This window comes from Novosphingobium sp. MMS21-SN21R, from assembly GCF_031846015.1.
In the GTDB taxonomy this organism is placed as follows: Bacteria; Pseudomonadota; Alphaproteobacteria; order Sphingomonadales; family Sphingomonadaceae; genus Novosphingobium.
Genome location: NZ_JAVRDU010000001.1, coordinates 1,191,866 through 1,215,477 on the forward strand (window position 1 = coordinate 1,191,866; position 23,612 = coordinate 1,215,477).

A 23,612-nucleotide genomic window follows, 5' to 3' on the forward strand; every position below is an offset into this window, starting at 1 on the left:
GCTACTTGCGCCGCCCGAAACGGCGCCACAGCCAGTAGCAACTCCCACCGCAGACCGCGCCGACGCCAAGGATGGCCGCGCCGATCATCGCCCCGCTGAACAGGATGCCGGTGGTCAGGGCCACCACGAATGCCAGCGTGGTCTTCATCGGGCTGCCCTAAACCAGCTCCGCGACGCTGCGAAGCTGAACGTTGCATCGCGCGGTCATTCCCCCGTAAAGCGCCCGGCGTGAACGACTTGCCGATCCGCGCTGTCCTGCCCGACCTGCTCGCTGCCCTGCGGTCCGGGCCAAGCGCCGTGCTGATCGCCCCGCCGGGGGCGGGCAAGACCACTGCCGTCGCGCCCGCCCTGCTGTCCGAGCCATGGTGCACCGGCCAGGTCATCGTACTGTCCCCCCGCCGCGTAGCCGCGCGCGCCGCTGCCGAACGCATGGCCGAACTGCTGGGTGAGGAGGCGGGCGGCACCGTCGGCTACGTCACGCGCCTCGATGCCAAGCGCTCTGCCCGCACTCGCGTGCTGGTGATGACCGAGGCGATCTTCGTCGCCACGATCCTGAACGATCCCGAGCTCGCGGGCACATCCGCCGTTCTGTTCGACGAAGCCCACGAGCGCCATCTCGACAGCGATCTCGGCCTCGCCCTTGCCATCGAGGCGCAAGGCGTGCTGCGTGAGGACCTGCGCCTTGTCGTGATGTCCGCCACTATCGATGGGTCGCGCTTCGCCGCGCTGCTGACCGATGCACCGGTGATCGAAAGTGCGGGCAAGGCCTATTCCCTGACGCACAAATGGCTCGGTGCGCGGCCCGACGTCAAGATCGAAGCCGCCATGGCTTCGGCCATCCAGACTGCGTGGCGCGAGGAACAGGGCGATATCCTCGCCTTCCTCCCCGGCGTCGCGCAGATCGAGCGCACGGCGGACATGCTCGCGGAACGGTTGCCGAATGCGCTGGTCCTGCCGCTCCACGGGCAGGTCGAACCAGCTGGGCAGCGTGCTGCGATCAAACGCGATGCTCAGGGGCGCCGTCGCGTGGTACTGGCCACCAGCATTGCCGAAACATCGCTCACGCTCGACGGCGTTTCGGTCGTGGTCGACGCTGGACTGTCGCGCCGGGCCGAGTTTGACAAGGTGGCGGGCGTCACCCGCCTTGTCACCACCCGAGCCAGTCAGGCGTCGGCGGCGCAACGCGCAGGCCGTGCGGCAAGGCAAGGGCCGGGCGTTGCCTATCGTTTGTGGGAAGAGGCGGCGCACGCGGGCCGGGCACCGTTCGATCCGCCCGAAGTCACCACCAGCGATCTTGCGCCGCTTGCACTGACGCTGGCGCAATGGGGCGCGGGGGAAGTGGCGACGATGGCATGGCTCGATCCGCCACCGTCGGCAGCCCTGGCCACGGCGCAATCCGCGCTTCGGGCTTTGGGTGCACTGGACTCAGAGGGCCGGATAACGTCGCACGGCCGTGCCATGGCCCGTCTGCCGATGGAACCTGCGCTCGCGCATATGCTGCTGTTCGCAGCGCAGCGCGGGCAGGCAGGCGAAGCCGCGCGTCTCGCCCTGCTGCTGCAGGAACGCGGCCTCGGCGGGCGCGGCGAAGACCTCGGGCGCAGGCTTGATCGCTGGGCGGGCGAGCGCGGCTCCCGCGCCGAAAGTTCGCGCAAGCTGGCCTCGCGCTGGGCGTCGCTGGCGGAAAAACAGGCGGTTATGAGCAGGGACGCAGAAGTTCCTACTGCTATCCTTCTCGCCGAAGCTTTCCCTGACCGCATCGCTCGCGCGCGCAGTGCGAGCGGCGAGGAATGGCAATCTTCGGGCGGTCGCGGTTACCGGCTCGATCCTGCATCACCGCTCGCCACCGCGAAATGGCTGGTGATCGGCGATGCGCAGGGCGAGGCGAAAGGCGCGCGCATCACTGCCGCTCTTGCGCTGGACGAAGCTGACGTCACCCGCCACCTCGCGCACCGTATCGATGAACGCCACACGCTGTTATGGAACGCTGCCGAGGCGCGCGTCGAAGCTCGCCTTGAACGGCGCTTGGGCGCGGTCGTGCTGGCCCGCGTGCCCGATCCCAAGCCCGATCCCGCTGAGGTCACCGCGCTGCTGATCGCACAAATCCGCGTAAGCGGCCTGTGCATGTTGCCGTTGTGCGATGCATCCCGCGCCTTGATCGAGCGCGCAGGCTATGCCGGAATTGCGGCGCTGTCCGAACAGGCACTGCTCGAATCCCTCGAAGACTGGCTGGCACCCTTGCTCGGAGGTCGCCGCGATCTGGCGATAGGCGCAGGCAAGCTCCATGACGCCTTGTTGTCCCGGCTCGACTGGAACGCGAAGGCAGACCTCGACCGGCTCGCTCCGGCGCAGTTCCGATCGCCTGCCGGGACCAGCCACGCCATCGACTATGCCCACGAAGGTGGCCCTTGTGTGGAACTGCGCGTGCAGGCCCTGTTCGGCATCGACCGCCACCCCTGCATCGGCCAACCGCAGCGGCCTCTTTTGCTGTCGCTCACCAGCCCCGGCGGCAAACCGATCCAGACGACGGCGGACCTTCCCGGCTTCTGGCGCGGGTCGTGGAAGGATGTCTGCAAGGACATGAAGGGCCGCTATCCGCGCCATCGCTGGCCCGACGAGCCATGGACCGAAGATCCCAGCCTCAAGACAAAGAACGCATTCAATCGCTCCCGCTGATCAAAGGCGGGCGACATGGTGATTCCCGCACTTGATTCCCGCGGCGTTTCGACGCAGTGCAGCGGCCATGTCAGCACGCATCTATCAGCGCCCGAAGAACGCCATGCAGTCCGGCAAGGCCCGGACCAGCGATTGGCTGCTCGAATTCGAAGCATCGGAGGCCAAGCGCCCCGACCCACTGATGGGCTGGGCAGGCTCGGGTGACACCCAACAACAAGTCGTGTTGAAGTTCGAAAGCGCCGAAGACGCAGAGGCTTATGCCGCTCGCTACGGCATCGAAGCCCACGTGATCCCGACGCCCACGCGCAAGCTCAAGCTGCAAAGCTACGCCGACAACTTCCGCTAGGTTCCGCTAACTTTTCAAGGGCTGGACAAACCGACCTCGCCTCGCCATATGCGCATCCGGGAGTCGGTCGGACGCTTGCGTCCGCCAACCTGGTCAGGTCCGGAAGGAAGCAGCCACAACGGTTTGCGGCGGGTCGGCCGGCTCCTTTTCCACCCATAACGCTTTGCACCCTTCGACAAGGCGCTGCACAGTTCCTACATAGGGCGCGATGGGCGATTCACCTGACATGTTCGGCGGCGAGCCGGAAGACGGACCAGACCACGGGCCCGAAGACACCGGCCCAAGCGCGGCAGAGCTTGAAGCCGCAGGCCAGTCGTCGATGTTCGGCGAACCGGCGCCGGTAGCGGCTTCGCAACCTGAGCCGCCGCGTGCACCTGTTGCCGCCAAACCCGCCGCGCCCGCAGTCCAGCCATACCGCGTCCTTGCGAGAAAATACCGTTCGCAGACGTTTGCCGAACTGATCGGGCAGGACGCGATGGTCCAGACGCTGGCCAACGCGATCAGGCGCGACCGTCTGGCCCACGCCTTCCTGATGACTGGCGTGCGCGGAGTCGGAAAGACTTCGACCGCCCGCCTTATCGCAAAAGCGCTCAACTGCATCGGGCTGGACGGGCAGGGCGGGCCGACGATCGATCCTTGCGGCGTGTGCGAGCCTTGCCGGGCCATTGCCGAAGGCCGCCATATCGATGTGATCGAGATGGACGCCGCCTCCAATACCGGCGTCGATGACGTGCGCGAGATCATCGAAGCGGTGCGCTATGCCGCCGTTTCGGCTCGCTACAAGATCTACATTGTCGACGAAGTCCACATGCTGTCGCGCAATGCTTTCAACGCCTTGCTCAAGACACTTGAGGAACCGCCAGCGCATGTGAAGTTCCTCTTCGCCACGACCGAGGTCGACAAACTCCCGGTTACGGTGCTGTCGCGCTGCCAGCGGTTCGACCTCAAGCGGATCCCCGCGCCGCTGCTCGCCAGCCACTTTGCGATGATCTGCGAAAAGGAAGGCGTGGCGGCAGATGCCGAAGCGCTGTCGATGGTCGCCGCCGCTGCCGAAGGATCGGTCCGCGATGGCCTTTCGATCCTCGATCAGGCGATCAGCCATGCCGATCTTGTCGGCAGCGACGATGGTGCGACGCATGTTTCGGCAGAGCAGGTCCGCCAGATGCTAGGCCTTGCCGACAAGTCGATGCAGCGCCGCCTGCTCGAAGCCGTGCTGTCGGGCAAGGGCGACACGGTGCTCGAGGAAGTCGCCCAGCAGTATTCGCTAGGCATTGAACCCATCGCGATGATGCGCGCGCAGATGGACGTGGTCCACCGCATCACTGTCACGCAGATTGGCGGCGCTGGCCCCGACATTCGTTCGACCGAGGAGCGCGAGGCTCTGGAGGGTTGGGCCAAGGCGCTCTCGGCAGGACAGCTGCATCGCCTCTGGCAATTGCTGCTCAAGGGCTACGAAGAGGTGAAAACCGCTCCCGATCCACTGGTTGCGGCGCAAATGGCGCTGCTGCGGGTCATGCACGCGGCCGACATGCCCGATCCCGGTGGCCTTATCCGCAAGCTTGAGGAACTGAGTTCGCGCCCGGTTGTTCTTGCGCCATCGGCCGTTGACAGCGGGACGGCTGCAAGCCCCGCAGCACATGCTGCACCAGTTGCTGCGGTCGATTGGGAAGCGCTTGTCCAGCAGGTCGAACATGTGACCCCGCTCGTCGGGTCCACGATGCGGCTCGCCGTGCGGGTGATTGACCTGAAGCCCGGACATCTGCGCTATCAACTCGCGCCCGGTTTGCCTGGTGATCCGGCTGCGGAAATCCGCCGCGCGCTGAATCATGTGACCGGTGAAAACTGGATTGTCGAACGGGGCGAGGGCGAGGCACAGCCCAGCCTTGAAGAAGCCAAGGCGGCCGTTGTTCAAGCGCAGGCCGAGGCGATGAAGCAGAACCCGCTGGTCAAGGCCGCGCTTGAGGCTTTCCCCGGCGCGGTGATCATTGATGAAGAAAGCTCGCGAGAGCACGAAAAGAGACCTTGGAGCAAACGCGCATGAAGTCGATGGAAGAGATGATTCAGGCGGCGCAGCAAGCGGCGCAGACCATCCAGAAGCAGATGGAGGACGCGCAGGCGACGCTTGACAACATCGAGGTCGAAGGCGCAGCCGGTGGCGGTCTCGTCCGCATCCGTACCTCGGCCAAGGGGCGGGTGATCGGTGTCGCCATTGACGACAGTCTGCTGACACCGTCCGAGAAGGGCATTCTCGAAGACCTCGTTGCCGCTGCGTTCAATGATGCGCGCGGCAAGGCCGATGCTGCCGCTGCCGAAGAAATGCAGAAGGTCCAGATGGCTGCCGGCATTCCGCCGGGCTTCAAGCTGCCGTTCTGATCTCTTGCCCGCCCTAACAAGGAATTCCGATTGAGCGTAACTGTTCTGGCCAGCGCTGTGCTGCTTGCCGCAGCGCCTGTGCCTTCGGCCGATACTGCTGCACAAGACGCTGCGCTGCCCGCGTCTGCCGAACAAGCTACGCCAACGCCTGAGGCACCGCAGCCGTCGGCACCGGTCGTTCTGCCGCAACCGTCATTTACGCCCGGAGCGCCTGCCGCTGCGGCGCCCTCGCTCGACCAGATCAGCAAGCCGCAGGACGCAATCGTCGTTTCGGGCGAACGTGCGGCACCGCAAGACCCGATGCGCGCGGTCAATGAAGCGTCCTATCAGGCGGTTCAGGCAGTCGATGGCGCTGTCGTGGCTCCGCTGGCGATGACCTATCAGAAGTCCATCCCTGCGCCCATCCGCACCGGGCTGCGCAATGTCCTGCTGAACCTGACCGAGCCGATTGTCGCGCTCAACTTCCTGCTCCAGCTCAAGCCGGGCAAGGCTGCCGAAACGCTGGGGCGGTTCGCGATCAATTCGACCATCGGCGTCGCCGGTGTGATGGACGTCGCGAAGAAGAAGCCTTTCAACCTGCCTTATCGCCGCAACGGCTTTGCCTACACCATGGGCTATTACGGCATCGGTACGGGCCCTTACATGTTCCTGCCGCTCGTCGGGCCGACGACCTTGCGCGATGTGATCGGGCTGGGGCTGGACCGTTTCCTGATGCCGTTTGCGGTTGGCGGCCCGCTCAAGCACCCGGCTTATGTCTATGGCGGGTTCGTCGTGCGCTCGCTGGATGATCGGGTCGAGAACGATGCCCTGTTCCGGCGCATCCGCGAGGAATCCAACCCTTACGCGACCTACCGCGAAATCTACCTGAAGACCCGTCAGGCCGAGATTGACGCGCTCCACGGCAAGGCCGATTTCCAGCGGGAAGGCTCTGTCGTGTTGCCAGTTGCAGCACCCGTCACACAGCCCGCCGCAGTGCTGATCCCGATCGAGCCGCCCGAACCGCTGCCAACCGTGTTCATCGCCGAACCCGTCGTCCAGCCCATGCCAGCAGGCTATCGTCCAGGCCGCTGAGCGCGCTCAGCTTTCCAGCAGCAACGAATAATCGCGCAACACTTCCCAGGCTTTGCCGGGGTTGAGCAGCAACAGACCATCGCTCTCCAGTCCGGCAAGGCGCTTGAGCATGAGCGCCACCGTCGCCTCGTTGCCCGCGCTCATCCCATAAGTTGAAACCAGCACTTCGGGATTGTGGGAAAGGCTGTTCTCGAACAGCAGATCGACGTTCTGAGGCTGGAATCCGAAGCCAAGAAACACCAAACGCTTGGCACCTGCCACAGCCAGCCGGATATCACGCACGGCATTGCGCTCCGAATGGCGCTCGTGCAGCGATTTGAGCTGCGCGGCGATGGCGTGCAGGTTCCACGGCTGCTCGACGCCCCATTCGGCTTGCGGGGCATCGCCCCGTTGCCATGGCAGGCGCCCGATCGTGCCGTGCGGGTGGATGACGTTGAGCTTCTCGGCAATCACCGACTGCGCTTCCTTCAACTCGATGCCGTAAGCCATGACGAGCGCATAAGGCAGGAAGTGTTCGACAGAACGATCGTAGTTGAAGTTGATGATCGTGATCTGCTCGAGCGTCTGGCCGATCTTGCTGCGCGGCACGCCCGATGTGATCAGCTGACCGAGCTGATAGATCCAGTATTCGGCGACCTTGCCCTGCAATGGCAATTCACCGGGTACGCGCGGCGTATCGCGCAACGAAGCGCGGGCCTCGGCCTGTCCCATGAAATAGGTGATCGCCAGCTTGGCGCAGGCCACGACCATGGCATCGTGGTCGTACTGCTCCATCACGCTGTCGATTGATCGGCCAAGGCGGCAGGCATTGCGCAGGCGGTCGGCCGCCGCTGCCACATCCTTGACCTGTTTGCCCAGGCGTTCGGCCAGCTTGTAGATGTTGCGGAGCAGCAGTTGCCCGTCGCGCGTGGATGTCTCGGAATTTGTGCGCTCGAAGTCGTAACCCTGGATGATGCGCGACATCAATTCAGCGTTTCCGGGGAACTGCAATTCGGCGCTGGCCCCTGCGCCGACGATCAACGTGGTTCGTGTTCGCAGCATTCGCGGTGGCAATCCCCTCAGTCTTCGCCACCGCAATGGGGGATTATACCTAATATCGGGTTTACAGTATCTGCAGTCTTCAGGGCTTCACCCTAGGTCCTGACCCTAATATCAGGTGTTCCACAACCGATGTGCCGAAAGCCATTGCGACACGGGCGGGGCACCCCCATATCCAGGGAAAGCGCCGGGCGACGGGCCCGGTTGGACGGAAACGAAGTACCCATGAATCTCTATCCCCTGCTTCCCTTGCGTGACATCGTGGTTTTCCCCGGCATGGTCGTGCCCCTGTTCGTCGGGCGCGAAAAGTCGGTGTCGGCGCTTGAGGCGGCAATGGCCGGCAACAAGGACATCTTCCTGCTGGCTCAACTCGATCCGGGCTGTGACGATCCTGATCGCGACGATCTCTTCGACACCGGCGTAGTCGCCACGGTGCTGCAACTGCTCAAGCTTCCCGATGGCACTGTCAGAGTGCTGGTCGAAGGCCGCGATCGCGCGGTTCTGCAAAACCTGCGCGAGGAAACGACGGCCAGCGGTGCGATGCTGGTCGCGCAAGTTGAACAGCTGGAGCCGGTCATCGCGGAAAGCACCGAGATTTCTGGCACAATGCGTTCGGTCGTCGATCAGTTTGCCGAATATGCCAAGTTGTCCAAGAAGATGCCGCAGGATGCAGGCGGCCAGTTGGGCGACATCGAGGATGCGGGCAAGCTGGCCGACGCAGTCGCCGCCAACCTTGCCGCCAAGGTGTCGGACAAGCAGGCAGTGCTGTCCGAAACCGATCCGCTCAAGCGCCTCGAGATGGTGCTCTCTTTCATGGAGGGCGAGCTCGGCGTGCTGCAGGTCGAACGCAAGATCCGTGGCCGCGTGAAGCGCCAGATGGAAAAGACCCAGCGCGAATATTATCTCAACGAACAGTTGAAGGCGATCCAGTCGGAACTCGGCGGCGGTGACGAGGGTGAGGCGAACGAAATCGCCGAGCTGCAGGACAAGATCGACAAGCTCAAGATGTCGAAGGAAGCCAAGGCCAAGGCGCAGGCTGAGCTGAAGAAGCTCAAGGGCATGCAGCCGATGAGCGCCGAGGCGACCGTCATCCGCAACTACCTCGACGTTTTGCTCGGCCTGCCCTGGGGCAAGAAGAGCAAGTTGAAGCGCGATCTTCCGGCTGCGCAGGCCGTGCTCGATGCCGATCACTATGCGCTCGACAAGGTCAAGGACCGCATCGTCGAATATCTCGCGGTGCAGGCGCGGACCAACAAGCTGAAGGGGCCGATCCTGTGCCTCGTCGGTCCTCCCGGCGTGGGCAAGACCTCGCTCGGCAAGTCGATCGCCAAGGCGACCGGCCGCCAGTTCGTGCGCCAGTCACTGGGCGGCGTGCGCGACGAGGCCGAGATTCGCGGCCACCGCCGCACCTACATCGGTTCGCTTCCGGGCAAGATCGTGACCAATCTCAAGAAGGCTGGCACGGCCAATCCGCTGTTCCTGCTCGACGAGATCGACAAGCTGGGTCAGGATTTCCGCGGCGATCCGGCTTCCGCACTGCTGGAGGTGCTGGACCCTGAGCAGAATTCGAAGTTCCAGGATCATTACCTCGAACTCGATATCGATCTGTCGGATGTGATGTTCGTCTGCACGGCGAACAGCCTCAACTTGCCGCAACCCTTGCTTGATCGCATGGAGATCATCCGGCTCGAAGGCTATACCGAGGACGAAAAGGTCGAGATCGCTGAACGTCATCTGATTGCCAAGCAGGTCGAGGCACATGGCCTCAAGAAGGGCGAATTCACGCTCGAGCATGACGCCCTTCGTGACCTGATCCGCTACTACACCCGCGAAGCCGGCGTCCGCACGCTAGAGCGTGAAATCGCGCGCCTTGCTCGCAAGTCGCTGCGTCAGATCCTCGAAGGCAAGCTCAAGAGCGTTACGATCACGCCAGAAAACCTCGATGAATATGCCGGCGTGCGCAAGTTCCGCCATGGCGTTTCGGATGAGGAGAATCAGGTCGGTTCGGTCACCGGCCTCGCCTGGACAGAAGTTGGCGGGGAGTTGCTGACGATTGAAAGCGTGACTGTCCCCGGCAAGGGTGCAGTCAAGACTACGGGCAAGCTGGGCGAAGTGATGAGCGAAGGCGTCCAGATGGCCTTCAGTTTCGTCAAGGCGCGCAGCCCGGCCTACGGGATCAAGCCGTCGATCTTCCAGCGCAAGGATCTGCACATCCACTTGCCCGAAGGCGCCGTGCCCAAGGACGGGCCGAGCGCAGGCATCGGCATGGTCACCGCCATGGTCTCGACTCTCACTGGCATCCCGGTGCGCGCCGATGTCGCGATGACCGGCGAAGTCACCTTGCGCGGCCGCGTGCTGGCCATTGGCGGCCTCAAGGAGAAACTGCTCGCAGCTTTGCGCGGCGGCATCAAGACTGTGCTGATCCCCGAGGAGAACCGCAAGGACCTCGCCGAGATCCCGGCGAACATCAAGGAGGGGCTGGAGATCATCCCGGTTGCCCATGTCGATGAGGTGCTTGCACGGGCGTTGACCGCACCGATCGAACCGATCGAATGGACCGAAGCCGACGATCTGGCGACTCAGCCTGCACCGCCGGTGGGAGCACAGGTCCCGTCGCAGACCGCACACTGACAATCACTCAGGCCCCGCTTCGCGCAACGATATTGCGCGGAGCGGGCGCAGTGCTCCAAAACCCCCGTAAACCGGGGAGATTTTAAAGTATTTCGTCGCATTTACCTTTGACAGGTTTGTGTTTCTCCGCTCTCTTCGCGCCACCCGAAAGGCGATTCAAACCCAAGCTTTCCCAAGAAAAAGATTTAGGGGGTTCCGCGAATGAACAAGAACGATCTGATCGGCTCAGTCGCCGATGCCAGCGGCCTGTCGAAGGGCGATGCGACCAAGGCTGTTGAAGCCGTCTTCGAATCGATCTCCGGTGCGCTGGCCAAGGGCGACGAAGTGCGCCTGGTCGGTTTCGGCACTTTCGCCGTTGCCAAGCGCAAGGCCTCGACCGGTCGCAACCCGCGTACCGGTGAACCGATGTCGATCAAGGCCTCGTCGCAGCCCAAGTTCAAGGCTGGCAAGGGCCTGAAGGACGCCGTCAACTGACGAGCGTGCCGTTCGCACCGGCCTGACCACGGGCCGCCGGACGAATTTGATCAAGAAACCGCGCCGGCCCGTGCTGGCGCGGTTTTTTGCGCGATACCTGCCGCTCAGGGATTGATCCGCACCAGCGCAGTGGGCGCACTCGCTGTGCGGGCATTCACCATCCACACCAGCTTCTTGCCGGTGGGCACGGGCGAGGGGCCTTCCTCGGTATTGTTGGCCAGTATTTCGCCATCGGTCACCAGCGTCAGCACCCCATCCAGTGTGGGCATGCCCTCTGCGCCTGCCTTGCCGTCCTTGCCCGCCGAGGCAGCTGCCATGCCCATCATTGGCGATTGCGATGCGCTTGGCGCAAAGGCCGGCGCTTCGATCCGCACGGAGCCGTCAGCGCGGCGGATCAGCGTCACGAACGGCGTGACCATTGGCAGTTTCTCTACGGTCGGGAACGAGAAATCGTGGTCGAGCCTGCCAGAGATCGCAAAGTCCACTTCGAACTTCCCGTCACCCTTGTCGATCACCGACTTCCAGCCGCGTTGGCGGCGCAGGCGTTCGGCAAATTCCTGCGCGGCGCGCGGATCAGACGGGTCGATTCCGCCAAGCATTGCCTTGGCCATGGCATCGTCTGACTTTTTCTTCTCGGCAGCCGAAGCCTTGTCAGCGGCGATGCTGTCTTCCCAGACCTTTTTCTGCTCCGCGATTTCGTCTTTCGAGCATTCCCGCTCGTCGCCAGTTTCGTCGTTATAGCAGGTCGAAGGCTCGAAGGTCGCGTTCTCGCTGTCCTTGCTGCGCTGCTCGGCTGCCATTTTCGACAGCGCGAGCAGATAGATCTCGCCCTTGTAAGCGAAGCTGAAGGTGCCGTCCCTGCGCAGGGCGAGGTCCGAAGCGAACTTGCCGGGGAGGAGCATGCAGCCTGCGAGCAAGAACAGCGCGGCGACCATTCCCGCGACTGCGCCCGAATGCTTCATCAGCCCCTCCTGTCAAAAGCCTATTCCGTGCGAGTTGCTACCGCATAGAGCGCGATTGCAGCCGCATTCGAGACGTTAAGGCTTTCGATGGCTGACGCAATGGGCAGCCGCGCCACCGAATCGCAATGCTGCGCGACATTGTGTCGCAGGCCTTCGCCTTCTGCGCCGAGCACCAGCACGACCGGGCCTGCCGGAAGCGCCGTGGGGAACACGCCCTTGCCGTTGCCATCAAGGCCGATGCGCCAGTAATTATGCTCGGCCATGCGTTCGAGCGCGCGGGCAAGGTTCACCACGCGCACCCATGGCACCACTTCGAGCGCGCCCGACGCGGACTTCGCCAGCGTTCCCGATTCGGGGGGCGAATTGCGGTCCTGCGTGACCAAAGCCGCGACGTCGAACGCCGCACACGACCGCAGGATCGCGCCGACATTGTGCGGATCGGTCACCGAATCGAGCACGACGATGGTGCGGCCTTCGGCTTCGTCCAGAATATCGTCCAGTGCCACGTCATCGAGCGGTGCGACTTCCAGCACCATGCCCTGATGCGGCGCGTCTTTTGCGACAAGGCGGCCAAGGTCGGCGGCCTGCGCATATTCCACGGGCAGGGAAGTAGGCAGTTCGGCGTCGTTATCGTCCAGCAATTGCTGGATTGCCTCGCGCGTGCCCCACAACTTCTTGGCATCTCGGTTGGGGTTGGTCAGCGCGGCCTCGATGGCATGGCGTCCCCACAGCCGCACGGTTCCGCCATTGCCTCGGCCGGAACCTTTGCCCGAACCGCGTCCATGCTTGTTGCGGGCTTCGCGGCCACGCATGGCCTTTCCCTTGGGTTGATCGTCGTTGCGGGCCATCGGACACCTTTTCGTGAATTCGCAGGATATTTCGTGCCGCGCATGCCAGCCTCCCCATTGACAGGCAAGTCATGCTTCGCCAAAGGGACCGCCTCTCGGCCGGACGGCCTCTTCGGAGGTCACAAAATCGGGGCTCCTTTTCAAGGAATCCCGCACCGGCAGCACTGGTGTGGACAGGTGGCCGAGTGGTTAATGGCAGCAGACTGTAAATCTGCCCGCGAGAGCGTACGCTGGTTCGAATCCAGCCCTGTCCACCACTAGTTTTTTGCTAATGCCAGCAATCACTTAGGTTTTTCCTCTGATTCGGTGGCCTCAATGGCGAACCAATTTGAAAGGTTCGCCATCGCGCTATCGGCCATCTTGGCTTTGTTGGCCTGTTCGGCGTAGCGCATGAACTCCTTGTCGGTCTTGTGTCCGGTCACGGCGCGGCCTTCAAGAACGCTCGCGCCATGCTCTGCCATGATTCGGCTGATTGCCTTGCGAAGGCCATGCGGGGAGCAATTCGGAATGCCAGCCTTGACGCAGGCGCGCTTGAACCAATTGTAGAAGCCTGTCGGGGTGTAAGGCTCGCCATACATCGTCTCGATGTAGGTTGGCCCCTTGGTCGGGCACGCATCGATTGCCGCGATCATGGCGGCGCTCATCCTGATGTCCGTGTCGCTGTCGTTCTTGGTGTGCGACAGGATCAGGCGGTCGCCCTTGCGGTTGCCTTTGCCGACCGTGAGGACATCGGACTTGCGCAGCGCAGTGCCGAGCAACAGTTCCTTTGCCAGCCTCTCGCGCGTCCCGATAGGCCAGCGAGCATCGAACGCAGCCAGTTCGGCATCGGTCCAGCAGTGGAAGCCTTCACCCTTCTTCTTGAATGCCTGGGTGACTTCTACGGGATTGTCCGTGCGCCAGCCCAAGAGGATCGCATGGCGGTGCAGGCGTGAAAGCGTCTTGCGCAGATTGTTGGCAGCGGCGGGCTTGTCGGCCATATCAGCGATTCGCTTTGCCACATTTGCGGCGGTCACCTTGCGCGCGTCTTTCGTGCCGTTCTTGGCGCGGAACCGCTCGATGATGCTGCGATAGGTCTTCTTGCTGCTCTCGGCCATCTCGATCCACGCCACGGTGCCATAGAAGCTTTGCGCCAGTGCATCATAGGTGAACGGCGCGAACTGCTCCACAGGGGGCGTCTCGGCCTTCTGTGCGGCATAGAGTTCCGTCAGGAAGTCCGGCGAACCCGGCGCGTTCTTGAAATGATAATCAGGCAGTCCCTTTTTACGGAAGCGATAGCGCTTCTTGCCGTGGCGGTCCTTCCACTCGGTCACGTTTTCAGGGAGCCACTTGCGACGGTTCATCAGTCGAGTTCCTGCCCCATGTCATCGTCGTTCATATGCTTGCGAACGGTGATTTCCAGTTTTCCGTCGATCCCGATAGCAACGCGGACTTCCTCATAGCCAAGCCCTTCGACGGCCTTGACCGCACGGCGCAAGTCGGATTGCTTGAAGCGGGCCGGTGCACTCATGCTGCAAACAACTCCATCTGTTCGGGCATCCCCAGCACAGCGCCCCATTGCGCAGCACAGGCGGCTGCAACGCCGGGGAACGTCTCGCTACGCAACCGCGCGCGCTCCGGCCCCGGTGGCATCCGGTGCACGCGGCTCCATGACTTGTGTTCGTCGGTGCCTTTCGCTGGCGGGACAAGCCGGTTCGTCGGGCGAAGGTCTGGCAGGCCGATCAACTCGAACCCTGTAGCCTTGAAGAACGGCTCCCCGAACCACCACGGCTGCACGAATTGCGTGCGCCCGCGTCCTGTCAGGCGGATTGCGTGTTCGTGCATGACGGGGTTCTCGATGGCCTTGCGCTCGATCGGTGCATTGCGGCACGTGCGATAGAAGCCGGCGGCGGCGTCCAGTTCGGACCAGCGCGCCTCATCGCGCCCGTTCACCTTCTTGCCACCGATGTAGAGCCAGCGCCCGCCCGAGTTGCAAAGCACGGTGCAGGGCGGGTGCATCACGGCGAGCAAGTCCCATCCGGCGTTGAGGTGGTTACGCAGATCATCGCGGATATGGCGGTTGCTGCCGTCGTCTGCGGGTTCGGTATCGCAGGACCAGGCATCGAAGCCGAGGGCGAGGAAAGCGCGGCGCATGACGCCGGAGCGTTCGCAGCCGATGAGGACGCGGGGTGTCATCCCCCCACCCCCTCAAACCCGCGCGCCGTCTCGGCAACATCGGCCAGCGTCTCCCATGCCTCGTAGGTCATGCCGCGAGCCTTTCCGCTTCGGTGCGCAACGTCGTTACGTCCACGCCTGCCCATGTTGACCAGAGCGCCAAGGCTCGATCTGTGAAGGCGGCGCGTTCGGCTTCATTCATCGCCCGGTTGCTGGTGCTGTGCCGCTTGCGCAGGGTGTCCCCGCTTGGAAGGCGGATTTCATCGAACATGCGCAGCTTGTCGCGCGTCAGGTCGTGCAGGTCGGTTTCGTCCAGCGTCAGGCCGTGTGACTGGTTGAGCAATTCCACGACCACCCCGGCACAAACCCAATACAGGCCGCGACGGCGCTGGTTGGCAATGCCGCCCTTGACTTCGACGCGCACGCGGCCCTTGATGTCGCGCATCGCTTCCTCGGCTGCACGATTGGCAGGCTTGAGCATTCCAAGGCGGGCTTCAAAATAGAGGGGTGCTTTTTCGATGCTCACGCCGCTTTCCTTTGGCTTAGTCCCCACTGGACGTTCATGTAGGCGATGGCCTGTTCTGGGCGCTTGCCGATGCTTTCCAGCCAGACGGCTTCGCGCACCTTGTGGCAGTCCAAATGGCAGGCGTTGCAGAGCGGCATTTGCCAGCGGTGTTCACGGCGGCGGGCCTTGCCATCGAACTCAAGCCGGGTGTGGTGGCAAACGTGGGAGCGTCCACCGCAACCAAAACAGGGCTGGTCACGCAAGTGCGCCTCAAAGGCCCGTTCCGCCGTGTTGGGGATCGGGTTGTAGCGTTCCTTGATGCGCTTGTGGTTCGGTGACCAGCCCATGGTTCAGTCCAGCCCGACCGCAGTCTTGTAGACTTCCAGCACGGCTTCCATTTCGCGCCGGTCGTCGGGCTTCATGGCTCGCAGGCGCATGATCTGCTTCATAATCTTGGCATCGTAGCCGGTGGCCTTGGCTTCATCGAAAACGCCTTTAAGGTCTTCGGCAATGCCCTTCTTTTCTTCTTCAAGGCGTTCGGCGCGTTCGATCAAAAGGCGGAGGCGGTCATCGCTCATGGTCTTGTCCTTTGTGTGGTGGGGTTAGAAAATGCCGCGATTGCTGACGAATGGGATCGAATCGTCCAGATCGTCTCCAGCGAACCCACCTGCATGGCCCTGCGAACCGTCTGGCTCCCGGCGATCACCGCCCTGCGGCGCGCCCTGAATGCTGACATGATCGGCGCGGCACTGAATGTAGGTCTTGCCGTTATGCTCGCGTGTGGACATTTCACCCGACACGGTGACCTTGCTGCCCTTGCGGAGAATGCGGGACAGCCCTTCGGCACCTTTGCCCCACTTGGTCACGTCAACCCATGTGGTGGCCTTGCGGTCGCCGTAGCCGGTCGAGACGCCAACGCTGAATGAGCAAAATTCCTTGCCGTCCTGCGTAGTCTTGAACTCGGCGTCCTTGCCGGTGTTTCCAGCCAGTGTGAGGATAAGCATTTATGCGGCCTTTCGGTAGTTAGACAGCCAGTCTTTGACTGCGTTGATCTGTTCGTAAGTGAGGGCCTTGAGGCTGGTGACTTCGAACGCGCGGCACAGTTCGCCCGGTTCGATCTGCTTTTTGTGAAGCTGGTCAGAAACCCAATCGCGGGTTTTGTCGTTGATCGGGCCGGTAGGCAGTTCGGCCTTGGGTTCTGGCTCGGGCGCAAACTCGCGCGTCACCTGCGCAACGTATTTGCTGTCGTCATACAGGCCGAGGAATACGTCGGCGTTGAAGCCTAATTGCGAGAGCAATTTCGTAATCGCATCGGTGGTGGCCTTCTTCGGCGCGTCACTGTCGAGACGTTCCTTGACCTTCCATTCCGCACCGCCAATGACCGGCCCGAACGTGTTTTCCCGGTCGCCATGCCAAAGCGTGACGCGGACCAGCACAAGGTTATCGTGGAAGATGGGCGCTTCTGCGATGTAGCCCCAACCTTGACCGATTGGACCGAATGCGCGGGTCGCTTCCATGATCTGCGATTGAGCGCAAATGCTGGTGAAGCCGCCGCGCTGGTTGACCTTCTTCGTGTTGTCCGGGTTGGTCTTGGAAACCTTGTTCCAAAGGTGCATCGTATCAGTCATGCGGCCCTCTTGCATTCGGTGAAGGTCACGCCGGGAATATCGCGGCGGGTGGCGGGGGACCGGGCGTCCTTGTCGGCAAGTTCCTGGAGCATCACATGGAACGCCTCGGGGCTGGCCTTGAGGTAGTGCTTCAAGGCTTCGCGCGGATCGGTAATTTCAGCCTGCCAGAACGTCCGAAGGCCGGTAGGCGCGCGTTCGATCTTGTTTGCCACACTTGCCAGTTTGCCAGCGGTCTTGAGTTCCGCTTCTGCCTGATAGCGTTCGTCCAGATCATCGCTGTGCAAAGCGGCTTGTGCGGCTTTCTGGCGGGCATCTGCTTCCTCGCGCACCTTGCGGGCGGCTTCATCCTTCGCTGCCTGCTTGGCGGTCTTGTAGGGCGTCTGGCGGTCACGTAATTCCGTGATGGCAATGTCTGCCTTGCGGATCGGTTCACGCCATTCGTCGTCAACCGCCTTTGCCGCCTCCATGTGCGGGCGCTTTTCCTCGGTCCGCTTGGCGTCTGCATCCTTGCGGGCACGCCGTAGATCGGCTGCAAGGCCTTCCACGAATGCCAACTGGTCATCGTTTTCGATGGTGGTGACGCTGTTCGCTTGGGCAAACAGTTCGTCTATCTCCATACCGAAAGCGATGGACGCCGGGGGATTGTTATGGCCCTGCATCACGCTGGCACCCGAATGGACCGGGCCTTTTCAATGGCGCGGGCTACGTTGTCCTGCACCTCGACAAGCCATTCCAGATGGGAAGCGAGTTGCGAGGCAGACGCGCATCCGATGATCCTGGCATCGGACAGAAGCCCGTATGCGATCTGGTCAACGTCGGTTTCAGACATTGCCTTGAGCCTTTCCGCCACGCGCCTCGAACGCGGCGTTAGGAGCCTCTGCGGTGGCAGCGAGGCGGCGGGAAATTTCATCGAGTGGAGGGAGTGCCGACCAGTCAGTCGCCTTGAGCGCGGCGACACCATGTTTGGCCTTGATGTGGGCGCGCATTCCTTCGTCGCGTCCTGCAACTGGCTTCTGGCAATACGGGCACGGTCGGCGCTGACTCATCCATCCACGCGGGAAAATCGTTTCCTCGCCGTAGATGCGATAATGACCCTCCATAGCCAGTTCGGCATATTCACCCATGCACATGATCCTTCATGGCGTCGCGGGCGGCTTCAAAGCTGCCGTAACGGGCGATGTCGGATTGCTTCACACGTGGCGGCGCAAACAGATGCGCGGGGCCGGTGATCCATTTGCCGGTGTGGGGGCATTGGCGGCGGATGGTGGCGCAGCGGGTCATGCCGCTTCCTCGCGTTCCAACTGGTCGCGTAAGCGTTGAATACGAAGGCGCTTGGCTTCCTCTGGCGACGGAGCAGCGGCGCGCTCGGCTGCGTTCATAGCCATGCCATTTGCGATCTTGTCGGCAAACGTCTCGCCTTCCAGCCATGAAATATGCTTTTCGAGAACGGCGGTAAACATGCTCACATCAGTTGACGGCTTTGCGTGGCCGCGATACCAGCGCCAACCGAATGTCCAGTATTCGCCCTCGTTCAGTTTGCCATTGAGGATGTCATAGGCGGCGTTGAGCGTCTTGCGCTCGGCATTGGTGAGGCTTTCATCCATGGGTAAACGCTCCGATTGTGAGAATAACGGTTGCGAGAATTGCCAGCGCGGTAGGCATGACGAACAGGCAGGCGATGAGGTCGCGGAGGGGGGAGTAGCCAGGCATCATGCGACCGACCGCACCGGAACGCCGGGAATGTAGAGGTCAGTCCCGCCCATGACTGCGCTCGGCACAACATGCATCATCGCGCGCTGGGCCTTGGCGAGGTATTCAAGCGCGCGATCTGTCTCGCCGCACTGCAAGGCGGAAATGGCCCACTCGACATGCGCGGCAGTCGCGCCGAGCGCTTCAATGCGGGCGTTCTCACGGGGGCTGTCAGTCAGGGCGACGGGGCGAACGCTGCGGACGTTGGTCAACATGCCACACCTGCCTTCGCCAGAACGGCGGCAATGCGATCAAGGCGGCGTTCGCGGCTGTCTGCGGTGGGTGGGTAGAGCAGGTCGCTGGCGTATTGGTAGGCCAGTTCGAGAAGCGCCTCATGGCTCTTGCTCAATTCGGCATAGCGTTGGCGAGCATCAGCGGCTTCACGATCAGAGGTGCTAATCCGACTAGCGATGTTGAAGGCCACGTTGTCGCGCAAGTAATCCTGCGTTGCGTCCAGAAGCCCGCTGTAAATGTCGTCCACGGCCTTCTTGAGGAGCGGCTGCACCGCCTTCTCAATTGCGCCTGTAACGTCATCTGCAACGTCTTCCCATGGCTGGTTAAGGATTGCCTCACTCATGCGTCGTCTCCATCAGCAATCGCGTCTTCGATTTCCTGCAAGAGGTCTTCGTAAGTCGCGGCGTGGACTTGTTGACCGGCGGAACGGAAGTAACCGTCACCATCGCAATCCACATCGTAATCGGGGGAAGTCGCGCACCAATCGAACGCATTGGTCGGGATCGGCGGCATGTCGAAGCCGATCTGCCAACCCTTGTAGGTCCACATGTCGCGGGTGAGTTCGGAAGGTTTCGTGCCCATCAGAATCGCACCCCCGCCTGTGCCATCCACCGGGCGTCGGGAATGGGCTGGTTGACTTCACCGCTGCGGACTGAAGCAGTGATCGCGCGATTGACAGACGCAGCCATGTGGACCGCCGAAACGGGGTTCAGTGCATCGTCAGGCAGTTCGGCAACAGTCTGGCAAACGAGGCAATCGTAGCCGGTGACCTGAATGTCGAAGCCGCACACCTTGCAGGCGTGGTCGTCGGTGACGACTGACTTGGGGAATTTGTGGCTGTGGGCGTTCATGCTGGCTCCAATCATGCAAGGCGTTGGCCTGCTGTCTGGAGGCTGTGTACAGTCAGTGTGTACACCGCGCAAGTGCTAATTTACAGAAAATGTGTACGGCTTGCGACTCACCTGCTATCCTCCCGACGCGGGGCACGAAAAAGGCCCCGCCAAACGACGGAGCCTTATATGAATGCGAGAAAGCTGGATGTGCTGGTCAGGAAGTGTCAGGGCGTGATGGTGGAATACCTGGTGCCGGATGGGATCGACGCCGAAACAGCAATGGCCAAGCTGATCGGGCTACTCGACGGGCCGGAACAGCGTGAGGCGCAAGGCTTAGGGGAACGCCCATGATCGGTCATTGGGCGGAATGCTCTCTTCATCAGCTTCCGGCATACCGACCGGAGGCGTGTGACTGCGGTGGTTTTATAGACGGGCTAACACCCGAACAAAGCCGCGCTTCACCGGATCAACGGGTTGCAACGGTGTTGCGAAATTTTCTCCAGTTGCGATTAGCCCGGTTAGATTACGTAGTCGAAACTGGCGGAAGTCGGGCGGACCTCCCTTATCGGATCGCGTCTGCCATCCGAACACTTCTACTTCCCCTGACCTCGTTTCTCCGAGGATATAAGGCCAGTAGACCCTACGCGCGCCATCGTAGACGAAAGTGACCTCCGACCTTGAACGGATGGCTTCGATGATCGTGTTCTGCTGGCCAAACATCGGGTATCCTCACATCACAAACAGGGCGGGTTAGAACTTACGCTCGGTCCTTTCGACTTTCGTGCAATTGCCTTGAAAGCCGCCGGAGGAAGTCATTACGCCAGTGGTTCGATCTATTCGGAATGACGAACTGTTAATGAAGTTGAACTTCACCTTGCCGCTGATCTGGTCATCAGTCACGCGCAAAGCCTTGACGGCGTACCAGCCCTCTTTGCTGCTCGAAATAGGCGGCGCGATCATGCGGGGAACGTTCATTTCCGCAGTTCCATCGGTAATGCGGAACTGTATGGTCATTTTCACGATTGTGGGCCGCGATGTTGTGGCATAGCCGTTGGCTGAATAACCCTCGCTGTCGGTCATGTTGGCTGTGGTTGTCTCGGAGGCCATGTTAGCCGCCGTCTGCCCTGCACAGACCAGATGAATGTCGGGCAAAACTGCTGCATCAGCGGCAAGCAAAAGCCAGATCACGACAGCAACTCCCCCCAAGGCACAACACGGTGCATCTTAAGTACCTCGCCAGCGTCAATTCGGAATGTCATGCGCGGCGTGAACTGCTCCAACTCGATGAAGCTGGCGCTTTTTCGGACCAGCTTCTTGACCATGATCGTGCGCGCGTGGCCGTCGCCATCGCTCTCCTGATCCTCCCCGTTCATGCGCAGGTAGATCACGGCATATTCACCGATGCGAGGCTGGCGCTTTGTTTCGATCAAGATCAGCGCCCCATCTTCATAGGCTGGGTCCATTGACGACCCTTGCACATATAGGCCGTAGATGTCTGTCCGGCCATCAAGGACAACAGGCCGCTTCGCAAAGCCGATCTGCTCATTCTCGTAGAGGCAGGTTTGCTCGATCGCCAATTCACCCGCCACCCTGTCTGCGCCCAATGCCGTGCCGATAATAGGAATGTCCTGGTGCATCCTCTGCTCTGACGCACCCTCGTAATGGACTGGTATGGCATTGCCCGTCGGGATGCCGATCAGCGCAAAGACTTCACCTTCGTCAATGGGTGGCGAGCCTTTGCCGACAAGCGCCTGCGCGAACCGGCGCGCCACGCTCGGCTTGATCTGGCCTTCAAAATCCGGCTCGATGTAACGTTGCACGCCAGAACCATGTGAATAGCCCGCTGCCTGCGCAAACACGCGGACGGAAAGCCCCGCGCGCTCCATCAACGCCCGTAACCGCTGGCCTGTGGTGTCCGTGTTCGCCATGCCCGAATTATCATCATGTACGGTCACACAATCTACGTTGACGGGTGTACACACTCGCTGTACATAATTGTGTGTATGGAGCATCAAACGATCATCGCCCGCCTTGGCGGCATTCGCGCATTGGCTCGCAAGCTGGGTCACCCGCACCATACCACGGTGCAAGGCTGGAGCGACCGCAACCAGATCCCACTCGATCGCTGGTCGGAAATCATCACTGCGGCGGATGAAGACGGCATCGCATTATCCGCGTCCGATCTGATGCCCGCGAACCTGCGCCCGTCTGAGGCAGCCTGACCCATGGGCAGCGAACACATCGCCATCGGCTCTGCGCTGATCACCGCCGCAATCCTCGCGTTCCACTTCGCCTGTCTCTGGAAGGCTGGCCGTGAATGCCATGAACAGGCTGTCGGCAAGGGTTGGCCGCGTGGGTTTGAGGGGGGCGAGTGATGGGCGAAACTCTCTATTGCAGCTTCTGCGGAAAGTCTCAGCATGAGGTTCGTAAACTGATCGTCGGCGGCGCGGCCATGATCTGCGACGAATGCGTAGTGCTTTGTGCCGATATTCTGATCGCTGAAAATGACTTCCTCAATGACCATCGCCTGATGCTCGCCAGCGACATCGGCGTCGAGGCCTAAATGCCCCTCAATCCTCTCCAGCACGCGCGCCACCAAGGCCCCAATCGGCTCGGCTTCAAGCGCGCGTCTGGTTTCTACGTTCTCCATGCAAACGGGATAATCGCACAGTGACCCGACAATCCACGGCAAAGCGTCCGGTGTTTTCCGCTTTCACCATTCTGGAGGCAGTTGGAAACGACCTCGCCCTTCTCAAGTCAGAGGACCGCCTGACCTATGCCGACATCGGCCGCGTTCTGGGCAAGTCCGAAGATATGGCCGCGAAGTATTGCGCAGGCGAGGCGGATATGGGGCTGGTTTCCTATGCTGCTGGCAAGCGTGAATGGAATGGGCGCTTCACTGGCTCTCTGGAGCGCCTGTGCGTCGAAAGCCGTCCGTCTGCCATCCATGGCCGCACGGTGCAGAGCAAAATCCTGAAAGCCGCTCTCGCGCTAGGTGTGGCGCTTGAGGACGACAACGAAATCGACGGCGACGAAATCAAGCAGAACCGGCCCGCTATCGAAGAAGCGATTGCCGCGCTGCAAAGCCTTTTGGAGCAAGCAGCATGATCGACCAAACCAGCCTTCCCGGCTCATGGGCCGATGCCATCGCGCATTCCACGATCAAGGTGCAGGAGTTCATCCCGACGCCTGAAAACGAACTGGCCTACAACCTTCGCCGCCGTCGGTTGAACCGCGACAAGGCCAAAAGCCCGCAGGCTCTCGGCCACATGACACGCCAGCTTGCACAGGGGCGGGGATGATGGACTACCACAACAGCCCGAACGATATGGCGCGTGTGTTGGTCCAGTATATCGGATCACCGACGCGCGTTCGCAGCGAAGTGCTTTCCAACTTGGGAAGCTCACCGAGCGTCACTGAAATTAGCCGTATGCGAGCGGTATACGAGCGTTCGGCGTCGCGTCGGAATATCCGCGACTTCGACAGTTCGGTCGTCTGGATGGATGAACGCTACGCCAACAATATGGACCGGGCCAACCGCGCTTTCGTCGCTGCGATCTATCAGGCGAGGGCAGCGTGAAGATAGTCCTTCCTTATCCTGATCGCCTGCTGTGGCCGAACGGGCGCGGGCACTACCATGCCAAGGGCCGTCAGGTCACAAAGCACCGTGGCTGGGCTATGGCGGCAACATGGGAACAGACGCGCGGCAATAAGCCTACAACGCCTGAAAGCCGGGTGAAGGTCAAACTGACCGTCTCTGCCAAACCGCGCGGCCCACTGCCTGATAAGGACAATTGCTCGGCTGCGGCAAAATCCTACCTGGATGGGATTGCCGACGCGCTGGGCATCAATGACCGCCTGTTCGACGCGCCTGTTGTCGAGTTCGACGCGGCGCGAACCAGCCAGTTCATTCTTGAGGTGACGTTGTGAAAAAGCCGCCGGTTATCCTGTGGGACGAAAAGCGCGCCACGGAGGCATGGGAGGCTCATCAAGCCTTATTGCTGACGCAGGCAGCTAATCCTGCCCTTGCCAGTAACCCGGCATGGACCGTCTTGCGTGATGACGCATACGAGAACTTCGCTCTGTCGTTTGCGGT

General features: G+C 61.7%; 37 protein-coding genes, 1 tRNA gene, 1 other RNA gene and 1 pseudogene. 17 read left to right on the forward strand and 23 right to left on the reverse strand.

The features are described from left to right. Position 1: 1 nt before the first annotated feature. A complete protein-coding gene (locus RM192_RS05710; protein ID WP_311506586.1) occupies positions 2–148 on the reverse strand; it encodes a hypothetical protein in 147 nt (48 codons plus the stop codon). 80 nt (positions 149–228) lie between these two features. Between RM192_RS05710 and hrpB the strand changes: the two genes are divergently transcribed. The 6 genes from hrpB (at position 229) to RM192_RS05740 (ending at position 6,463) form a co-directional block, all read left to right on the forward strand. Continuing rightward, complete coding sequence (gene hrpB / locus RM192_RS05715; protein ID WP_311506587.1) at positions 229–2,673, forward strand: ATP-dependent helicase HrpB; 2,445 nt, start codon at positions 229–231, stop codon at positions 2,671–2,673. A 67-nt stretch (positions 2,674–2,740) separates the two neighbouring features. Further along, positions 2,741–3,019 (forward strand): ETC complex I subunit, encoded by a 279-nt coding sequence (locus tag RM192_RS05720; RefSeq protein WP_311506588.1) that lies wholly within the window; start codon positions 2,741–2,743, stop codon positions 3,017–3,019. A gap of 56 nt (positions 3,020–3,075) precedes the next feature. Continuing rightward, positions 3,076–3,170: signal recognition particle sRNA small type (gene ffs, locus RM192_RS05725), an RNA gene on the forward strand. A gap of 57 nt (positions 3,171–3,227) precedes the next feature. After that, positions 3,228–5,060, forward strand: a complete 1,833-nt coding sequence (locus RM192_RS05730) for a DNA polymerase III subunit gamma/tau (protein ID WP_311506589.1) — start codon at positions 3,228–3,230, stop codon at positions 5,058–5,060. Further along, positions 5,057–5,392, forward strand: a complete 336-nt coding sequence (locus RM192_RS05735) for a YbaB/EbfC family nucleoid-associated protein (protein WP_311506590.1) — start codon at positions 5,057–5,059, stop codon at positions 5,390–5,392. Before RM192_RS05730 ends, RM192_RS05735 begins: the two co-directional genes overlap by 4 nt. 30 nt (positions 5,393–5,422) lie before the next feature. Continuing rightward, on the forward strand, positions 5,423–6,463 hold the full coding sequence (locus RM192_RS05740; protein WP_311506591.1) for a VacJ family lipoprotein: 1,041 nt from the start codon (positions 5,423–5,425) through the stop codon (positions 6,461–6,463). A 6-nt stretch (positions 6,464–6,469) separates the two neighbouring features. Here the strand turns inward: RM192_RS05740 and RM192_RS05745 are convergent, their stop codons facing one another. Then, positions 6,470–7,504 carry a hypothetical protein gene (locus RM192_RS05745; RefSeq protein ID WP_311506592.1) on the reverse strand — a complete coding sequence of 345 codons (1,035 nt, stop codon included), beginning with the start codon at positions 7,502–7,504 and terminating at the stop codon, positions 6,470–6,472. Positions 7,505–7,726: 222 nt separating this feature from the next. Between RM192_RS05745 and lon the strand changes: the two genes are divergently transcribed. Then, entirely contained in the window at positions 7,727–10,132 is a 2,406-nt protein-coding gene (gene lon, locus RM192_RS05750; RefSeq protein ID WP_311506593.1) for an endopeptidase La, read from the forward strand. Positions 10,133–10,333: 201 nt separating this feature from the next. After that, the gene (locus tag RM192_RS05755) at positions 10,334–10,606 is read left to right on the forward strand and encodes an HU family DNA-binding protein (RefSeq protein WP_311506594.1); all 273 of its coding nucleotides are present in this window, start codon (positions 10,334–10,336) and stop codon (positions 10,604–10,606) included. A gap of 104 nt (positions 10,607–10,710) precedes the next feature. On the opposite strand, the gene RM192_RS05760 is transcribed toward RM192_RS05755, so the two are convergent. Both RM192_RS05760 and rlmB read right to left on the reverse strand, forming a co-directional pair. After that, positions 10,711–11,568, reverse strand: coding sequence for a hypothetical protein (locus RM192_RS05760; protein WP_311506595.1), 858 nt, complete (start codon positions 11,566–11,568; stop codon positions 10,711–10,713). 20 nt (positions 11,569–11,588) lie between these two features. Continuing rightward, complete coding sequence (rlmB, locus tag RM192_RS05765; protein ID WP_311506596.1) at positions 11,589–12,416, reverse strand: 23S rRNA (guanosine(2251)-2'-O)-methyltransferase RlmB; 828 nt, start codon at positions 12,414–12,416, stop codon at positions 11,589–11,591. Between the two features lie 171 nt (positions 12,417–12,587). Here rlmB and RM192_RS05770 point away from each other — a divergent pair. Then, positions 12,588–12,673 (forward strand) — tRNA-Tyr (locus RM192_RS05770). Positions 12,674–12,697: 24 nt separating this feature from the next. Here the strand turns inward: RM192_RS05770 and RM192_RS05775 are convergent. The 17 genes from RM192_RS05775 to RM192_RS05855 form a co-directional block, all read right to left on the reverse strand. After that, entirely contained in the window at positions 12,698–13,756 is a 1,059-nt protein-coding gene (locus RM192_RS05775) for a tyrosine-type recombinase/integrase (RefSeq protein WP_311506597.1), read from the reverse strand. After that, a complete protein-coding gene (locus RM192_RS05780; protein ID WP_311506598.1) occupies positions 13,756–13,923 on the reverse strand; it encodes a hypothetical protein in 168 nt (55 codons plus the stop codon). Before RM192_RS05780 ends, RM192_RS05775 begins: the two co-directional genes overlap by 1 nt. Then, positions 13,920–14,588: a hypothetical protein gene (locus tag RM192_RS05785; RefSeq protein WP_311506599.1), complete on the reverse strand. Its 669-nt coding sequence runs from the start codon at positions 14,586–14,588 to the stop codon at positions 13,920–13,922. The genes RM192_RS05780 and RM192_RS05785 overlap by 4 nt, the downstream gene beginning before the upstream one ends. Positions 14,589–14,655: 67 nt before the next feature. Further along, entirely contained in the window at positions 14,656–15,093 is a 438-nt protein-coding gene (locus RM192_RS05790) for a hypothetical protein (protein ID WP_311506600.1), read from the reverse strand. Next, positions 15,090–15,419 carry a hypothetical protein gene (locus RM192_RS05795; RefSeq protein WP_311506601.1) on the reverse strand — a complete coding sequence of 110 codons (330 nt, stop codon included), beginning with the start codon at positions 15,417–15,419 and terminating at the stop codon, positions 15,090–15,092. Before RM192_RS05795 ends, RM192_RS05790 begins: the two co-directional genes overlap by 4 nt. 3 nt (positions 15,420–15,422) lie before the next feature. Then, the gene (locus RM192_RS05800) at positions 15,423–15,650 is read right to left on the reverse strand and encodes a DUF2312 domain-containing protein (RefSeq protein WP_311506602.1); all 228 of its coding nucleotides are present in this window, start codon (positions 15,648–15,650) and stop codon (positions 15,423–15,425) included. Between the two features lie 24 nt (positions 15,651–15,674). Next, entirely contained in the window at positions 15,675–16,076 is a 402-nt protein-coding gene (locus RM192_RS05805; protein ID WP_311506603.1) for a single-stranded DNA-binding protein, read from the reverse strand. After that, a complete protein-coding gene (locus tag RM192_RS05810) occupies positions 16,077–16,700 on the reverse strand; it encodes a hypothetical protein (protein ID WP_311506604.1) in 624 nt (207 codons plus the stop codon). After that, entirely contained in the window at positions 16,697–17,359 is a 663-nt protein-coding gene (locus RM192_RS05815; protein ID WP_311506605.1) for a hypothetical protein, read from the reverse strand. The genes RM192_RS05810 and RM192_RS05815 overlap by 4 nt, the downstream gene beginning before the upstream one ends. Further along, positions 17,359–17,529 carry a hypothetical protein gene (locus RM192_RS05820; RefSeq protein WP_311506606.1) on the reverse strand — a complete coding sequence of 57 codons (171 nt, stop codon included), beginning with the start codon at positions 17,527–17,529 and terminating at the stop codon, positions 17,359–17,361. Before RM192_RS05820 ends, RM192_RS05815 begins: the two co-directional genes overlap by 1 nt. Next, positions 17,522–17,824 carry a hypothetical protein gene (locus RM192_RS05825; protein ID WP_311506607.1) on the reverse strand — a complete coding sequence of 101 codons (303 nt, stop codon included), beginning with the start codon at positions 17,822–17,824 and terminating at the stop codon, positions 17,522–17,524. Before RM192_RS05825 ends, RM192_RS05820 begins: the two co-directional genes overlap by 8 nt. Next, positions 17,817–17,981, reverse strand: coding sequence for a hypothetical protein (locus RM192_RS05830; protein WP_311506608.1), 165 nt, complete (start codon positions 17,979–17,981; stop codon positions 17,817–17,819). The genes RM192_RS05825 and RM192_RS05830 overlap by 8 nt, the downstream gene beginning before the upstream one ends. Beyond that, complete coding sequence (locus tag RM192_RS05835; protein ID WP_311506609.1) at positions 17,978–18,304, reverse strand: hypothetical protein; 327 nt, start codon at positions 18,302–18,304, stop codon at positions 17,978–17,980. Before RM192_RS05835 ends, RM192_RS05830 begins: the two co-directional genes overlap by 4 nt. 105 nt (positions 18,305–18,409) lie before the next feature. Continuing rightward, a complete protein-coding gene (locus tag RM192_RS05840; protein WP_311506610.1) occupies positions 18,410–18,664 on the reverse strand; it encodes a hypothetical protein in 255 nt (84 codons plus the stop codon). Then, complete coding sequence (locus RM192_RS05845) at positions 18,658–19,026, reverse strand: hypothetical protein (RefSeq protein ID WP_311506611.1); 369 nt, start codon at positions 19,024–19,026, stop codon at positions 18,658–18,660. Before RM192_RS05845 ends, RM192_RS05840 begins: the two co-directional genes overlap by 7 nt. Further along, complete coding sequence (locus tag RM192_RS05850) at positions 19,023–19,265, reverse strand: hypothetical protein (protein ID WP_311506612.1); 243 nt, start codon at positions 19,263–19,265, stop codon at positions 19,023–19,025. The genes RM192_RS05845 and RM192_RS05850 overlap by 4 nt, the downstream gene beginning before the upstream one ends. After that, positions 19,265–19,534, reverse strand: coding sequence for a hypothetical protein (locus RM192_RS05855; RefSeq protein WP_311506613.1), 270 nt, complete (start codon positions 19,532–19,534; stop codon positions 19,265–19,267). The genes RM192_RS05850 and RM192_RS05855 overlap by 1 nt, the downstream gene beginning before the upstream one ends. Before the next feature lie 168 nt (positions 19,535–19,702). Between RM192_RS05855 and RM192_RS05860 the strand changes: the two genes are divergently transcribed. Continuing rightward, positions 19,703–19,867, forward strand: coding sequence for a hypothetical protein (locus tag RM192_RS05860; protein WP_311506614.1), 165 nt, complete (start codon positions 19,703–19,705; stop codon positions 19,865–19,867). 399 nt (positions 19,868–20,266) lie between these two features. Here RM192_RS05860 and RM192_RS05865 read toward each other — a convergent pair whose 3' ends face one another. Then, positions 20,267–20,704 (reverse strand): hypothetical protein, encoded by a 438-nt coding sequence (locus RM192_RS05865; RefSeq protein ID WP_311506615.1) that lies wholly within the window; start codon positions 20,702–20,704, stop codon positions 20,267–20,269. Beyond that, positions 20,701–21,444 carry a S24 family peptidase gene (locus RM192_RS05870; RefSeq protein ID WP_311506616.1) on the reverse strand — a complete coding sequence of 248 codons (744 nt, stop codon included), beginning with the start codon at positions 21,442–21,444 and terminating at the stop codon, positions 20,701–20,703. Before RM192_RS05870 ends, RM192_RS05865 begins: the two co-directional genes overlap by 4 nt. Positions 21,445–21,519: 75 nt before the next feature. On the opposite strand from RM192_RS05870, the gene RM192_RS05875 reads away from it, so the two are divergent. The 7 genes and pseudogenes from RM192_RS05875 (at position 21,520) to RM192_RS05905 (ending at position 23,446) form a co-directional block, all read left to right on the forward strand. Continuing rightward, entirely contained in the window at positions 21,520–21,738 is a 219-nt protein-coding gene (locus RM192_RS05875; RefSeq protein ID WP_311506617.1) for a carph-isopro domain-containing protein, read from the forward strand. A 3-nt stretch (positions 21,739–21,741) separates the two neighbouring features. Continuing rightward, positions 21,742–21,891 (forward strand): hypothetical protein, encoded by a 150-nt coding sequence (locus RM192_RS05880; protein WP_311506618.1) that lies wholly within the window; start codon positions 21,742–21,744, stop codon positions 21,889–21,891. Then, positions 21,891–22,019 (forward strand): annotated as a pseudogene (locus tag RM192_RS05885) (ClpX C4-type zinc finger protein); the annotation flags it as partial. The gene RM192_RS05880 and the pseudogene RM192_RS05885, both read left to right, overlap by 1 nt. Before the next feature lie 167 nt (positions 22,020–22,186). Continuing rightward, on the forward strand, positions 22,187–22,624 hold the full coding sequence (locus tag RM192_RS05890; RefSeq protein WP_311506619.1) for a hypothetical protein: 438 nt from the start codon (positions 22,187–22,189) through the stop codon (positions 22,622–22,624). Then, the gene (locus RM192_RS05895) at positions 22,621–22,818 is read left to right on the forward strand and encodes a hypothetical protein (RefSeq protein WP_311506620.1); all 198 of its coding nucleotides are present in this window, start codon (positions 22,621–22,623) and stop codon (positions 22,816–22,818) included. Before RM192_RS05890 ends, RM192_RS05895 begins: the two co-directional genes overlap by 4 nt. Continuing rightward, positions 22,818–23,096 (forward strand): hypothetical protein, encoded by a 279-nt coding sequence (locus RM192_RS05900; protein WP_311506621.1) that lies wholly within the window; start codon positions 22,818–22,820, stop codon positions 23,094–23,096. Before RM192_RS05895 ends, RM192_RS05900 begins: the two co-directional genes overlap by 1 nt. Continuing rightward, positions 23,093–23,446 carry a hypothetical protein gene (locus RM192_RS05905; RefSeq protein ID WP_311506622.1) on the forward strand — a complete coding sequence of 118 codons (354 nt, stop codon included), beginning with the start codon at positions 23,093–23,095 and terminating at the stop codon, positions 23,444–23,446. The genes RM192_RS05900 and RM192_RS05905 overlap by 4 nt, the downstream gene beginning before the upstream one ends. Positions 23,447–23,612 lie beyond the last annotated feature (166 nt).